Source organism: Luteibacter sp. HA06, assembly GCF_054061215.1.
In genome coordinates, this window is sequence record NZ_JBSSDZ010000001.1 from 3,667,297 (window position 1) to 3,681,154 (window position 13,858).

12 protein-coding genes are annotated in these 13,858 nt (G+C 65.0%); 2 read left to right on the top strand and 10 right to left on the bottom strand.

Translation table 11 applies throughout. The annotated features are described in order from the left end of the window. Nucleotides 1-93: 93 nt before the first annotated feature. The gene (gene htpX / locus ACVWWJ_RS16925) at nt 94-984 is read right to left on the bottom strand and encodes a protease HtpX (protein WP_159892671.1); all 891 of its coding nucleotides are present in this window, start codon (nt 982-984) and stop codon (nt 94-96) included. Nucleotides 985-1,192: 208 nt separating this feature from the next. Here htpX and gluQRS point away from each other — a divergent pair, with 208 nt between their 5' ends. Together gluQRS and phbB are read left to right on the top strand one after the other, a co-directional pair. After that, nucleotides 1,193-2,065 (top strand): tRNA glutamyl-Q(34) synthetase GluQRS, encoded by an 873-nt coding sequence (gene gluQRS / locus ACVWWJ_RS16930; RefSeq protein WP_456968807.1) that lies wholly within the window; start codon nt 1,193-1,195, stop codon nt 2,063-2,065. 57 nt (nt 2,066-2,122) lie between these two features. Beyond that, nucleotides 2,123-2,863, top strand: coding sequence for an acetoacetyl-CoA reductase (gene phbB, locus ACVWWJ_RS16935; protein WP_456969730.1), 741 nt, complete (start codon nt 2,123-2,125; stop codon nt 2,861-2,863). A 7-nt stretch (nt 2,864-2,870) separates the two neighbouring features. Here the strand turns inward: phbB and ACVWWJ_RS16940 are convergent, their stop codons facing one another. From ACVWWJ_RS16940 to ACVWWJ_RS16980, 9 genes are all read right to left on the bottom strand, one after another. Further along, a complete protein-coding gene (locus ACVWWJ_RS16940; RefSeq protein WP_456968808.1) occupies nt 2,871-3,977 on the bottom strand; it encodes a catalase family protein in 1,107 nt (368 codons plus the stop codon). An 82-nt stretch (nt 3,978-4,059) separates the two neighbouring features. Continuing rightward, nucleotides 4,060-5,727 (bottom strand): ShlB/FhaC/HecB family hemolysin secretion/activation protein, encoded by a 1,668-nt coding sequence (locus ACVWWJ_RS16945; RefSeq protein WP_456968809.1) that lies wholly within the window; start codon nt 5,725-5,727, stop codon nt 4,060-4,062. Nucleotides 5,728-5,804: 77 nt separating this feature from the next. Beyond that, on the bottom strand, nt 5,805-7,310 hold the full coding sequence (locus ACVWWJ_RS16950; RefSeq protein WP_456968810.1) for a collagen-like triple helix repeat-containing protein: 1,506 nt from the start codon (nt 7,308-7,310) through the stop codon (nt 5,805-5,807). Between the two features lie 603 nt (nt 7,311-7,913). Next, on the bottom strand, nt 7,914-8,219 hold the full coding sequence (locus tag ACVWWJ_RS16955; RefSeq protein WP_456968811.1) for an STAS domain-containing protein: 306 nt from the start codon (nt 8,217-8,219) through the stop codon (nt 7,914-7,916). 11 nt (nt 8,220-8,230) lie between these two features. Further along, on the bottom strand, nt 8,231-9,193 hold the full coding sequence (locus ACVWWJ_RS16960; RefSeq protein WP_456968812.1) for a methyl-accepting chemotaxis protein: 963 nt from the start codon (nt 9,191-9,193) through the stop codon (nt 8,231-8,233). A 233-nt stretch (nt 9,194-9,426) separates the two neighbouring features. Continuing rightward, on the bottom strand, nt 9,427-10,527 hold the full coding sequence (locus ACVWWJ_RS16965; RefSeq protein WP_159893479.1) for a protein-glutamate methylesterase/protein-glutamine glutaminase: 1,101 nt from the start codon (nt 10,525-10,527) through the stop codon (nt 9,427-9,429). A 56-nt stretch (nt 10,528-10,583) separates the two neighbouring features. Continuing rightward, the gene (cheD, locus tag ACVWWJ_RS16970) at nt 10,584-11,243 is read right to left on the bottom strand and encodes a chemoreceptor glutamine deamidase CheD (RefSeq protein WP_456968813.1); all 660 of its coding nucleotides are present in this window, start codon (nt 11,241-11,243) and stop codon (nt 10,584-10,586) included. After that, on the bottom strand, nt 11,240-12,112 hold the full coding sequence (locus ACVWWJ_RS16975) for a CheR family methyltransferase (RefSeq protein ID WP_456968814.1): 873 nt from the start codon (nt 12,110-12,112) through the stop codon (nt 11,240-11,242). The genes cheD and ACVWWJ_RS16975 overlap by 4 nt, the downstream gene beginning before the upstream one ends. A 3-nt stretch (nt 12,113-12,115) precedes the next feature. Then, entirely contained in the window at nt 12,116-13,831 is a 1,716-nt protein-coding gene (locus ACVWWJ_RS16980) for a methyl-accepting chemotaxis protein (protein ID WP_456968815.1), read from the bottom strand. Between the last annotated feature and the right edge of the window lie 27 nt (nt 13,832-13,858).

A 13,858-nucleotide genomic window follows, 5' to 3' on the forward strand; every position in this document is an offset into this window, starting at 1 on the left:
AGCGGTGAGGCGGCAGCCCCCCATCGCCGATGAATCGGCTCCCACACAGGGCATCGCCGATGAAACGGCTCCCACAGAGAGCGGGCCGGCCGCTTATCGGGCGGCCTGGAGGGCGGCGATGCGCTGCTCGATGGGCGGGTGGCTCATGAACAGGCGCTTGAAACCGCTGGCCAGGTGGCCGGAGATGCCGAAGGCCTGGATGGTCTGCGGCAGGCTGGTGTCGCCGTGGTTGGCCGACAGGCGCTGCAGGGCGGAGATCATGGAGGCGCGGCCGGCCAGGTTGGCACCGGCGGCGTCGGCGCGGAACTCGCGCCAGCGGGAGAACCACGACACGATGATCGAGGCGAACAGGCCGAACACGATCTGCAGGACCATGACGACGACGAAGTAGCCGATGCCGCCCTCCCCGTCACGCTCGCGACCGCCGCTCATCCAGCTGTCGACCACGCGGCCGACCACGCGCGCCAGCACGATCACCAGGGTATTGAGCACGCCCTGGATCAGGGTGAGCGTGACCATGTCGCCATTGGCGACGTGACCGATCTCATGGCCCAGCACGGCCGATACCTGCTCACGGTCCATCTGCTGGAGCAGGCCACTGCTGACTGCCACGAGGGCGTTATTGCGGCTCATGCCGGTCGCGAAGGCGTTCATCTCGGGGGCGTCGTAGACGGCCACCTCAGGCATGCCGATGCCGGCCTTCTCGGCATGGCGGCGCACGGTCTCGACGAGCCAGCGCTCGGTTTCGTTTGCCGGGGAGGTGATCACCTTGGCGCCGGTGCTCATCTTCGCCATCCACTTGGAGATGGCCAGCGAGATGAATGCGCCGCCCATGCCGAAGATCGAGGCGAACACGATCAGGCCCGTAAGGCCCATGCCGCGCTGGGCGGCCCACTGGTCGATACCCAGCACACGACACACGATGCTGAGCAGAAGAACGACCGCGAGGTTGGTCGCGATGAAGAGCCCGATGCGTTTGAACATGTCTTTCTCTCTCATTGGCAGCTGACTGTTTGACGCCGCCTTACGCGAAGTTTTCGGGGCGAACGCTGAATGATTCAATCCCCGCAGCCCGCGCCGCTCGGGGGATGGCGCCCCAGCGCCCTTCTGCGCTTGAGCGCTTCGCCTACACTGTCGCTCCCGCGCCCTGTGCGTTGTGAGAAACGTCTCAACCCGTGTTCGGTTACAGCCCATGAGCTATCGCGGACGGTTCGCCCCGTCGCCCACTGGCGCACTTCACTTCGGCTCCCTGGTTGCCGCGGTCGGCAGCTGGCTGGTTGCCCGCTACCACCACGGGGAATGGGTCGTCCGCATCGAAGACATCGATCCCCCACGCGAGGTTCCCGGATCGGCGGCATCGATCCTGGCCACGCTCGAGGCCTTCGGTATGCCGCCAGACGGTCCGGTGCTATATCAGTCGGCACGCGGCGAGGCCTACGAGATGGCCTTCGGACGATTGAAGGTCGAGGGTCACGTCTTCCCCTGCTGGTGCAGCCGGGCCGACCTGGCCGTTCACGGTGGCATGCACCGTCATGGCCAGTGCGTCGCCCTGCCCGACCCGGAACGGGCGCCGGCGTGGCGCCTGCGCACGCCCGATGAAATCATTCACTGGCACGACGACCTGCAGGGCCCTCAGTCCGAAAATCTCATGGAAGTCGCCGGAGATTTCGTCATCCGTCGGGTCGAGGGTCTCTGGGCATACCAGCTGGCCTGCGTGGTCGACGACGGCCAGCAAGGCATCACCCATGTGGTCCGGGGCGCCGACCTGCTCGATTCGACGGCCCGGCAGATCTACCTGCAGCGGCTCCTGGGCCTGGCAACGCCCGGTTACCTCCACCTGCCCCTGGTCCTGGATACGGATGGCCGAAAGCTCTCAAAGTCGACGTCCGCCCTGCCCGTGGACCCCGCCGACCCACTGCCTGCCCTTCGCCAAGCACTCGAGCGCCTGGGCCTGAATACCCCCTCCGGGCCCGCCACGCCGCGCGACCTGCTTCATGCCGGGCTAAACGAGTTCAAGCCTGCGTCGCTCCGCCGCAGTAGTCTTGATGGCGATGGGGCGCTATAACAATCGTTTGCCCGCGCGGCGGGCCATTACGGGAAACGGGCGAGGATGAGTCAAGGCATTACGCAACGCACGGCACTGGTGACCGGCGGCACGGGCGGCATCGGTACTGCGATCGTGCGCTACCTTGCGCGCCAGGGCCACCGGGTCGCCACCAACTACCGTGACGAAGCCAAGGCTGCGGCCTGGCGTGAAGACATGATCCGCGACGGCATCGATGTGGTCATGGTCCCCGGCGACGTGGCGGATCCTGTCTCCGCCGCCACCATGGTGCGCAGCATCGAGGATCTCGCCGGTCCGATCGAAATCCTGATCAACAACGCCGGCATCACCCGCGATACCACCTTCCACAAGATGGATTTTCAGCAGTGGACGGACGTGGTTAACACCAACCTCAATGCCGTCTTCAACGTCACCCGCCCGGTAATCGAAGGCATGCGCTCCCGCCAGTGGGGTCGCATCGTGCAGATCAGCTCGATCAATGGCCAGAAAGGCCAATACGGCCAGGCGAACTACGCCGCGGCCAAGGCGGGCATGCACGGCTTTACGATTTCGCTGGCACAGGAAAACGCGCGCTTCGGCATCACCGTGAATACGGTTTCGCCGGGCTACGTCGGTACCGATCTGGTCATGGCCGTGCCTGACGACATCCGCCAGAAGATCATCGCGCAGATTCCAGTAGGCCGACTTGGCCGTCCGGAGGAAATCGCCCATGCGGTGGCCTTCCTGACCAGCGAGGACTCGAGCTGGATCACCGGCTCGAACCTTGCCATCAACGGCGGCCACTACATGGGCTGGTGAGGCTGCCTCAGAGCCGGAGTTCGTCGACGGACTTCGGCTCGTGGATCGGCACCTTGTTGTGGTGCGCGCGGAATTTCGCCATCACCTTGTATGCCACGCGACGCGCACGCATCACCGAGCCCAGTGGCCGGTGTGCGGCGACACCATGCCAGGGACTGAAGGCCAGGCCATCGTCGATCGCCTGGCGCCGCGCTTCATTCCACGCCGGCTGCGGCGGTATGACAATGCGTGCCACATCGATATACGGGCTCTTCTCTTCCGGCCAAGGCACCGACGCATCCTCGATCGGCATGGATTCGAGATCCGTGCAGAACTGCACGCGTACGTCCCACTCGCCACCTTCGGCCGCAAAGTGTTCGATCATCGCGTCGCGCAGGCCGTTCGGCTTGCCGTTGACGTTGAGTTCAGCGTCGGTGAGCGCCGTGAGGTTTGGCGAGCGCGGCGCAACCGACACCTTCACCACGTACTCGCCGAAGCGCAGCGGCGCCTGGCTGAAATAGCTGTCGCCCAGCGGGTTGGTCTCGGGCTGGCCACCCAGGGCAAGCAAGGTGGAGCTCTTGCCACCGAACGCCTCGACCAGCCGTTCCGTGCCACGAAGCACCGCGGAAAGCGCCTTCTTTGCACCTTCCGCGCGATCGGTTGTTGCCGCGACGAGCTTGAGCGTGCTGGCAAACTTCTTCGCCGTCGGCGCGGAAAAGGCAGGACCGTTGACCATGACGAAATCCTGGGTGACATCGCCCTCGCTACCGGGCAGTCGGTCGCCCTCCACGCCGAAAATCTTCACGGCCATGCCGCGTGGCGTCGAAACGCTGTCGTCGAGGATGTCGCCGGGGACGGTCGACAGGCGCATCGCTACGCCGTAGGTCCCCGCCTTTGCAAAGATGCCCTGCGCGAGTTCGCGAGGCAGGTCGTCAGCGACAATCATCTCACCGGTGAGCAGCGCATGACTCTTCGCGTGAACCGAGCGGAACGCATGCTTTTCATGCTCGAGGGTGGTCTGGTTGATGCCGGTGAGCGTTTCGATCAGTTCTTCGGCCGTCTCGGCCTCATCGGGCTCGACGTGCTCGAGGGATTCGTCGAAGCGAATCGGGGGCGGACTGAGGGAGAGGGGCATGGCGATCTCGGCATCGGAGTGACGCTTTATCGTGCGGTCGCCCCCGTGAAGGCGATGTCCCTCCCCCGCCTTCGCCCCTCCGTCACATCAGCTTGTAACTGAACGTGAGATTCCAGCGCACGTTCCTGTTGTTGCTCTCAGGTGGCTTGTCACCCGTCGGCTGGGCAAGCGCGAAGTCCACGGTGTAGTGCTTGTTGTCTGATGCCCGGACGCCGATCGCTGCGGAATCGAGCTTGTTGATGAGCGGCCGCGCACCGTTGAGATATACGTGCGCCGTCTGGTAAGCCACATAGGGCACGAGCGATTTGACCCACGTGGTGCCGGAGACAAAGGCGCGATTCAACTCGATCGACGCCGCCCAGCCGCTATCACCTGCCGCATCGCCCGGGTCGTAGGCGTAGGCGAAGCTTGGGCCGCCAAAGTTGATCTGCTCCGTCGAGGGCAAGGCATTGTTGCTGTACTGCCCGGTGGCCCGGAATACCGTGCCAACCTTGTGCGCCCACTGCTCCGACCAGGCCAGGCTCATGGTGTAACGCGTGAAGTTGACGTCGGGCATGGCGACGGCGAGCGGGCCGCCGACGTTGGATGTGGCACGGGAACTGGCACCGAACGCGTCGAAGCCGTGCGCAACGGCGAAGCTGAATTGCTCCGTGCGTTTCTCGGCGGCCTTCAACCAGGACAGCTCCGCGTTGAGCACGCGCACGCTCGACCGAAGAGAAATCGCTGCTCCCGTGTCGACGTTACGATAGCGGTCGTCCTGCGTGGATGCATAGACGCCCGTCGTCAGGTTGAGGCGCTTGCTGTTGGTCAATACCAGCGGGTAGATCGCCGTCAGTGCCACGCGCTCCTGCGAGAGCCGGTGATCGAGATACGACGGCAACTCGTCATCGCTGTCGGGACTGCCCCAGTAATGACTGCCATCGATGCGACCCTGCCAGCCGCGTGAGCCGATGGGCTCCAGCCAGCCCACGGAATACAGACGCTGTCCGCCGCCGTTGGGAAACAAGGTGGACACGCTGAGCTGTTCGCCGAGCGGGGTCGCGCCGTTCTCCAGCGCGGTGAACACGCCTTGCGCACCCGGATGATTGAGATCCATGCCGTAGCTTGCGTCGTAGCGCTGTCGCGTCACGCCAAGGTCGAGCGTGGTCGCGCCGTCCGTCGTGGTCGGTGGCGGCACGTTCGCCGCGATCTTCGCACCAGGCAATTGTCCGAGCAGCTGGGTATAGCGCTCGAACGTTTCCTGGCGCAATGGCCGCTCATCCACGATGTGCGCCGCCATGGCACGGATGCGTCCTTCGAGGTTGCCCGCATCGCCGTGCACTGTCACGCCCGATACGTACCCTTCAACGACGGTGATCTGTACCACGCCGCCGGAGAACGTCTGCCCGGGCACGAAGGCGAACGACAGCGCGTAGCCATGCGCCTTGTACATCGCCGTTACCTTGTCGCACGCGGCCACGAGCTCGCGCACGGTCGTGTCCTTGCCACGCATCGGCGCAAACAGCGCGGCGACGTCGGCAAACGAAATCGAACGCACACCGGTGACGTCAAAACGCGTCGGCGTGAGGTGGCTGGCGAGCAGGGCTTCCAGCGCCGGGTTAGGCGCCTGAACGTTTACCGTGACCGAAGGCGCTTCCTTGGGCGTCTCGGTGCGCGGCAGGGTCTGCAGTGGATTGGCCGGCGCACGAACCTGCGCCTGGGTGGAACACACGACGGTCATGCCTAGCAGGCAGCCGAGCCATCGGTTCATGAACTCCCCCTACGAACGATGACTAATCGAAGAACAACGGAACGCGGGCGGTGTCGCCACCGCCCGCTTCGATCGCATTACAGGCCGTGGTTGCCCTTGCCGAGATCCTTCAGGCGGCCCAGCAGGCTGCTCACCGGATCCGCGCCTGCACCGTTGTTGCTGCCGGCGCCGGTGGTCGAGGAGAGCCCGGTCGCGGAAGCGACGTTGTTGACCACGGTGTTCAACGTGTTCGTCACCGGCGCGATCGCCGGGCTGCTGACGACGTTACCGACGCCGGTACCCACGTTGTTCACGACGCTTGCCACGGCGTTGGTCGCCGGAGCGAGGCCGCTGAGGCCACCGGTGCCAAGCGAGCTGACGACGGGAGCGACGCTGCTGACCAGATTGGCACTGCCGTCCAACGTCTTCGTCACCGGTGCCGCGCCGACGGCGCCTGCTGAACCGAGACCCGTGCCAAGCGTCACGCTGGCCATGTTCAACGAACCAGCGGCGCTGGCAAGCGTGTTACCCACCGGCTGCGACAGGCCACCCAGGGCACCCGGCGCCTGCACGCCCTTGATGTCCGTCGCGAGCGAATTCACGCCCGTGCTGAGGCCACCGGTGATGCCGCTTCCCGCCATGCCCGTGGCAGCGACGAGGTTCGTGGATGCGACCGGCGATGCCGTGGAGCCAAGCGATGCAGCCACCGGCGTGATGACATTACTGACGGCCTGGGTCAGCGCATTAGCCTGCGCCGAACCGAGAGCGGCACCCAGCTGCGTGCCAATGCCCTCGACGCCGCCGCCAACCTTGGTGACGACATCACCCAGGCCAGAGGTGATCGGATTGATCGGCGTCGATGCACCGATACCGCCAACGCCCGTGCCGAGATCCTTGACGCCAGTACCGACATCGATCACCACGTTGTCGAGGCTGCTCGTCGTGGTGCCGACAGGATTGGCGATGTTACCGATCTGGCCGACGCCGCCAGCGAGACCGTCACCGAGCGCGGTGACCGCGTTGCCGATGTCGCCCACGGTGTTGCCCAGCGCCGGCGTCAGACCATTGGTTCCACCGAGCAGGGTCACCGCCGGGAGCTGTGCACCGATACCGGAGACCGTGCCGCCCAGGGTAGAGACGATGTTGCCCGCGCCGGTCGCGATGGCGCCGACTGCGTTGGAAGGAGCCGCAGCGCCCGTACCGCCGGTGCCGCCACCACCCGTGCCACCGCCGCCCGTTCCGCCACCGCCGGTGCCGCCACCATCGCCACCGCCGCCGGTGCCACCTGTCCCGCCGCCGCCCGTGCCGCCAGTTCCGCCGGTGCCACCACCGTCGCCACCACCGGTACCGCCTGTTCCGCCGCCGCCGGAGCCCGATCCGCCCGATCCGCCCGTGCCGCCGCTATCGCCACCACCGGTCCCGCCCGTGCCGCCGCCCGTATCACCCGAACCGCCGGCGCCGCCGGGGTTCACCGTGCCACCGGAACCACCGCCCGAATGGGTCGAACCGTGTCCGCTGCACGCGGCCATAGAAACCGAAGCGGCCAGGATGCAGCTGACCAGAAGGGTACGGGTAAAGACCTTGCTGAACTTGAGTTCGCTCACGACTCACTCCTCGAACGCATGGCGTTCTGGGTAGTGCCCCCTGCCTGTGGGAGCGATACATCGAATGTGACCCACGTCACAACCGTGGATCCATAAAACGCCCACGCCCCCTTTTCTAGTACGCAAAAAAGGCCACTAAGTAGGAATACGTAGAGCGTTTTCGGCCATCTGTTCAGGCGCGTCGCAGCGCCGTGAATATGGATCGAATGAAGTGCGAAATGTGCGTAAAACGCTCGTGTAGGCGACACATTGGCAAGGCCCTGAGGAATTCAAAGCGGATCACGCCGCGGCAGGCGCAGGCGGAGCGGCGCAGAGCCTTCGGTGCCCACCCTCGATGCGAGTTCCGGACAAGTGGAGCGGCCGTAGGCCAAATAAGTACATGAGCCGCGGTAGCGGCCTTCCGGTACGAAACGCGGAGGACTGTTTGAGCAGCGAGGGTGGGCACCAAGGTCTCCTCGCGAGACGCCCAAGTGTGCGGCTAACGGGCATCGCCGCTGAAGCGGCTCCCACATGGCAGAAGGCGAGCCATGTTGTGGTGCAAACAGAACCAAAAAAAACGCCCCGGAAGCCGAGGCGTTTCTTGCGAACTGGAACCGGCGACGATCAGTGCACGGTGAACAGCTTGTCGAACCCGGCAATGCGCAGGGTGTTACGCAGGTCGGCGCTCGCATTGACGATGCGGATCTCAGCGCGGTCGCCGCCGGCGTGTTCGCGCAGGAGCATCAGCATGCCCAGCGCGGAACTATCCATGCCGGTGACCTGCTCAAGGTCGAGCACGTAGCTGCGCGAGGCCACCACATCGCCCAGGCAGGCATCGTGGAAGGCGCGGTGGATGGAGAAGTCGAAGCGCTCGCCCAGGTGAAGGGTCAGGCAGCCGTGTTCGGTATCGTTGTGCACGTTAATGGACATGGTGGCTTCCCTTAAAACAGATCGATGTCACCAGCAGCCATGGACTGCTGGAGGGCGGGACCACGCGAACGCAGGCGGGCACGCTCACGCTGCTCGGCCAGGCGCGAGCGGACGCGCTGGGCGCGGGCGCCAAGTTCGGCCGGATCGGCCGGCGCGCACGCGAGTTCTTCGATATCGCGGGTGCAGTCGGCGGTGATCTCCTGCAGCTCGACCAGGCGCGAGCGCGTCTGGTGCAGCAGCTGGCTGAGGATGTCTTCGAACTGAAGCGAGCGGATGGTGGTGGAAACGTCGTTGCCGAGACCACGGTTGATGGAGGCAGCTTCGTCGGCGGCGGCGCTGGTGCGCGCGTTGGATTCGGTGATCGTCGACATCATGCGGTCGATATCGCCCTTGGCCGAAAGCGCCACGTTCATGTCCTGCGAGGCCATGTGGCCGACCAGCTCGCGCAGCTGCTCCATCGCCGTACGCGAACGCTCGACGTGGGTGCCGATCTTCTCGTTGAACTGGTTGCTGTGCTGCGCGAGGTTACGGATCTCACCGGCAACCACCGCGAAGCCACGACCTGACTCACCGGCACGCGCCGCTTCGATCGCCGCGTTCAGCGCCAGCAAGTTGGTTTCTTCGGCAATCGTGTTGACGTTCTTCAGCAGCGCGAAGACGGCGTCCATTTCCTTGGCCATGCCGTCGATGCGGTAGACGATGCGCAGGCTCTCGCGCGAGAGCTGCACGATGAGGCCGACGAAGTGTTCGAGCAGGCCGGCCGTGCGGGAGGCGAAGTCCTGCACCGAGATGCCATTGCCGCCGCTCTCGATGATCTCGGTGAGCAGCTTCTGCTGCTTGCCGGTCTTGTGCGACAGGCCGTTGAAGCCACCGCCGAGTTCGGCAACGGCGTCACGCACCAGATCGAGTGCCTGGTGCAGTTCGCGGCTGGCGTGGCCGAGCTCGTCGACGATGGCGCTACGCACATCTTCCATCGCCTCGCGTACCGATGCCTCGTCCGCGCGGACGGGGAATGCAGCACCACTTCCACGTCCGGCAGCGCAGCCTGGCGCAGGCTGATCGCGATCCAGGTCGCGGTCAGGAGCGCCACCACGACCGGGGAGACCCAGGCCGAGTGGAACACCAGCACCAGGACCAGGGCGATGGCACTGGCGGCAAAGCCGATGCTTCGGTCGTTCTTCGGGATGAGCATGATGACGTCTCGCTATCAGGTGCCGACGCGCGAGGCGGCGGCGGAAACAGGTGTATGGGCGAGCGCGAGCAAGCGCGCTGCGATCGCGTCGAGCGGAAGCATTTCGTCGGCGGCGCCGGCTTTCCAGGCGGCGCCGGGCATACCCCAGACCACCGAGCTGGCTTCGTCCTGGACCAGGGTCGGCGCGCCGATTTCCTTCAGTTCGCCGAGGCCGCGAGCGCCGTCGTCACCCATGCCGGTGAGCAGTACACCGATGGCAGCGGCTCCGACACTGGCGACCATGGAACGGAACAGCACGTCCACGGCGGGCTTGTGACGATTGACTGGCGGACCGTCGTGCAGGCGGCAGACATGCTTCGCGCCGTCCCACATCACCAGCAGGTGCTGGCTACCGGGGGCGATATAAGCATGACCGGCCTGGATGGGCTGGCCATCACGGGCCTCCATCACGCGCATGGCGGAGCAGGAATCCATGCGCGCCGCGAACGGACCGCTGAAAGCCGCGGGAATGTGCTGAGTAATCACGATCGGCGGTGCCGTAGGCGGCATCGCCTCGAGCACCACGCGAATCGCCTCGGTACCGCCGGTGGAGGCACCGATGGCGATGATGCGCGTACCACCGCGCGTTCCCGCCGTCTGTGCGCGCGGCAGCACGGCGTCGGCAGAGAGGCGCGGGGCGACATCCAGCTTACTGACCGACGCGCGCTCACGCGGCCTGGCGCCCGCCGCGAGGCGCACCTTGGCGCAGATCTCCGGCGCGTGGTCCATGAAGGTGTTGGCGAGGTCCGCCGGCGGCTTGGTGAAGAAGTCCACAGCGCCGAGCTCGAGCGCGCGCAGGGTCACGTCGGCGCCCCGCTCCGTCAGCGTCGAGACCATGACCACCGGCATCGGACGCAGGCGCATCAGGTTGTCGAGGAAGGTCAGGCCGTCCATGCGCGGCATCTCGACGTCCAGCGTCAGCACGTCGGGATTGAGCAGCTTGATCTTCTCGCGGGCGATCAGCGGATCCGCGGCCGTGCCAACCACTTCGATGCCCGGATCGGACTCGAGCATGGTCGTCAGCACCTTTCGGACCAGGGCCGAATCGTCGACGATAAGGACGCGTACTTTCTGCATGGGCGCTAGCGACTCGGGTGGCGGAATGAGTAAGGGGGAACGACTGACGACGAGCGTCAAAAAAGCTCCACCTCTCCCTTTATCGGATCGTCAGCCAATCGCTTGAGGTATCGTTTCTCGCGATCGGCCAGATTGTTGTCGTGCGTGGCGCGCAACTGGCGCACGCGCACCTTGCCGCTGACCGGGAAGAACTGCACCTGGCGCGGGTAGATATCGCCCACATCCGCGGCGCAGAGCTTCAGGTTCTCGGTCGCGATATAGCGCTGGACGAAGGTGATGTTGCGCTGGCCGATATCGGTCATCGTCGCCAGCACGCGTCCACCGCCGAAAATCTTCACTTCCAGATCGTCGCGACGACCACCGGCCTTGAGAATGGAGTTGATCAGCTGCTCCATCGCATCGTTGCCATATCGCGCCGCACGGCCGACCGTGGAGGTCCAGCTGTCGCGGTCGCCGGCCGGTTCCGGCAACATGAAATGATTCATGCCGCCGATGCGACGACGGGCATCGCGCACACAGGCCGAAACGCAGGAACCCAACACGGTCGAGATCATCTCTTCCTGGGTGCTCACGTAGTACTCGCCCGGCAGGATCTTTACCGTGACCACTTCCTGGGCAGGATCCCAGAAGCGGCGGACGTGCTCGAACCCGGGCAGCACGCTTTTCGGATCGAAGCCGATGAAGGTTCTCGGCTGCGCGACGAACGTGTCGCTCATGTGCGTTTCCGGTAGACCGTTCGGCCGATCAGATCGAAGTCCTCGGACAGTCCGTACATGGACTCCGAGTGCCCCAGGAACAGGTAGCCGCGGCTTTCCAGCATGCCGGCATAACGGGAGAACAGGCGCTGTTTGGTCGGCTTGTCGAAATAGATGACGACGTTGCGGCAGAAAATGGCGTCGAACTTGCCCTGCATCGGCCACTCGTGCAGCAGGTTCAACGGCTGGATGGCGACCAGTTCGCGTAGACGCGGATGCACCTGCACGAAGCCATCGAACGAGCCTTCACCGCGCAGGAACCAGCGCTTGCGACGGGCGTCGCTCACGCCACCGAGGCGATCCACCGGATACACACCTTTGCGCGCTGCTTCGAGCGCCTGCGGTGACAGGTCGGTGGCGAGGATCTTCGCGTCGATCTGAAGACCTGTCCGCTCGATGGCTTCCGCCAGCACCATCGCGATCGCGTACGGCTCTTCGCCAGTGGAGCAACCCGCCGACCAGATACGAAGCCGACCGCCGCGCTTCTCCGCCAGCCAGCGCGGGAGCAGCTCGTCGACCAGCATGTCGTAGTGGTGCATCTCGCGGAAGAACGAGGTGACGTTGGTGCTGATACAGCTGGCCAGCTCGCCGAGTTCCGACTCGGGATCGCGGCGCAGCAGGTCGCAATACGCCTCGAAACCCGAAAGATTCAGCGCGCGTAGCCGGCGAAGCAAGCGACCCTGGACCAGCTGCCGCTTGTGATCGCCCAGCGAGATACCGCAATGCTGCAGCACGAACTCACGCAGGAAACCGAACTCTTTCTCGCCGAGATTCGGCCCCGTCGCGCCCGCCAGCCCGACGGCATCGCCGTTGTTGACGAGCGCGTTCATCGATCAGAACTCCTTCCACACACCGGCGTCAGCGGCAGACTCGACCGGACGCTGGGCACGCGGCGCTGGCGTGCTGCGCACGGCGGCGAACACGGTTTCCATTTCTTCGCGGGCGGCATCCTTGCGCGGCGCCTTCGCGGCCGGCGTGTTGGAAGCCTGGCCGGTGATCTGGAAGAACGACACCTGGCGGCTCAGCTCGTTGGCCTGCTCGTGCATGGCGCGGGCGGCAGCGGCGGACTCTTCGACCAGCGCGGCGTTCTGCTGGGTCATTTCGTCCATCTGCAGCACGGCGTGGTTGACCTGGTCGATACCGGCCGACTGCTCCGAGCTGGCGGCAGCGATCTCGGCGACGATGTCCGTCACCTTCTTCACGCTCTCGACGATCTCGGCGAGTGCCTTGCCCGACTGGTCGACCAGCTCGGAACCGGCCTTGACCTTGCCCGCGCTGTCGTTGATGAGACCCTTGATCTCCTTCGCAGCACCGGCCGAACGCTGGGCCAGGTTACGCACCTCGGTAGCGACCACGGCGAAGCCGCGACCCTGCTCACCGGCACGTGCCGCTTCCACCGCCGCGTTCAGCGCGAGCAGGTTGGTCTGGAAGGCGATTTCGTCGATGAGGCTGACGATGTCGGAAATCTTCTTGCTGGAGCTGTTGATCTCGCGCATGGCGACCACGGTCTGCGCGACGACTTCGCCACCGCGCTCGGCCTGCTCGCGGGCGCCGCGGGCCAGCTGGTTGGCGTGGCTGGCATTCTCGGCGTTCTGCTTCACGGTGGAGGTCATTTCCTCCATCGACGAGGCGGTCTCTTCCAGGCTGGAGGCCTGTTCCTGCGTACGCTGCGAGAGGTCGTCGTTGCCGCGCGAGATCTGCTGCGCGGCGGTGCTGACCGAACCCGAACCGTGGCGCACTTCGCCGACGATCGCGCTGAGGCGCTCGTCCATGGCGCGGAAGGCTTCCTGCAACTGACCGAGTTCGTCGCTACGCGTGACCTGGATATCGTGCCCGAGCTTGCCTTCGGCGATCTGGTGCGCGACCGACACGGTGTGCGACAGCGTGCGGATGATGGAGCGAACAACCAGCACACCGATCAGCAGGCAGATAAACAGGCCGATGGCCAGCGAACCGATGCTGAGTGCGCGAACCGTCTGGTACTGCGCGGTTTCCTTGGCGTAGATGGCCGAGGCTTCGTCGCGCTTGGCTTCGATGAGCTTGCCGAGCTGGGTCTGGCGGTCCATCAGAAGCGGGCGAACCTGCAGTTCGAGCACGTCGCTGGAACCTTCGTCACCCTGATTCAGGGCGTCGACCATGTCCGACTTGGCCTGGTCGTAGTCGGCGTTTGTGGACTGCCACTTGTCGTAGAGCTTCTTGACGTCGGCCGACATCGGTACCTTGACGAAGTCAGCCTTCAGCTTGTTCATCTCGTCCTGGTACTTCTGGAACTCGGCGACCTTCTGCTTCACCGCGTCCTTGTTGCTGACCTTGCTGGCGGCTTCGCCGAGAACCACAAAGGACATCAGCGAGTCGGTATTGATGCGGCTCAGGGTCTCGGTGGGAGCAAGCTCTTCCTCGTAGATCTGGCGCATGCCTTCGTTCTGGAAGTGCATCGCACCCAGGCCGACGGCCGCACCACCCAGGAGCATGAGCGTGAGCAAACCGAGCACGCCGTAGAGGCGGCCGCGAACGGTCAGGGCGGGTACTTTGAACTTGAACTTCTTCATCACGGTTCCAATCAGCAAAGTGCGGCT

Bases quoted from the DNA above. Each gene is read 5' to 3' on its own strand.
- ACVWWJ_RS16945 (WP_456968809.1), bottom strand. From the start codon at position 5,727: ATGAACCGATGGCTCGGCTGCCTGCTAGGCATGACCGTCGTGTGTTCC.
- ACVWWJ_RS16965 (WP_159893479.1), bottom strand. From the start codon at position 10,527: ATGCAGAAAGTACGCGTCCTTATCGTCGACGATTCGGCCCTGGTCCGA.
- cheD (WP_456968813.1), bottom strand. From the start codon at position 11,243: ATGAGCGACACGTTCGTCGCGCAGCCGAGAACCTTCATCGGCTTCGAT.
- ACVWWJ_RS16940 (WP_456968808.1), bottom strand. From the start codon at position 3,977: ATGCCCCTCTCCCTCAGTCCGCCCCCGATTCGCTTCGACGAATCCCTC.
- htpX (WP_159892671.1), bottom strand. From the start codon at position 984: ATGTTCAAACGCATCGGGCTCTTCATCGCGACCAACCTCGCGGTCGTT.
- ACVWWJ_RS16980 (WP_456968815.1), bottom strand. From the start codon at position 13,831: ATGAAGAAGTTCAAGTTCAAAGTACCCGCCCTGACCGTTCGCGGCCGC.
- ACVWWJ_RS16955 (WP_456968811.1), bottom strand. From the start codon at position 8,219: ATGTCCATTAACGTGCACAACGATACCGAACACGGCTGCCTGACCCTT.
- ACVWWJ_RS16960 (WP_456968812.1), bottom strand. From the start codon at position 9,193: ATGGAAGATGTGCGTAGCGCCATCGTCGACGAGCTCGGCCACGCCAGC.
- gluQRS (WP_456968807.1), top strand. From the start codon at position 1,193: ATGAGCTATCGCGGACGGTTCGCCCCGTCGCCCACTGGCGCACTTCAC.
- ACVWWJ_RS16975 (WP_456968814.1), bottom strand. From the start codon at position 12,112: ATGAACGCGCTCGTCAACAACGGCGATGCCGTCGGGCTGGCGGGCGCG.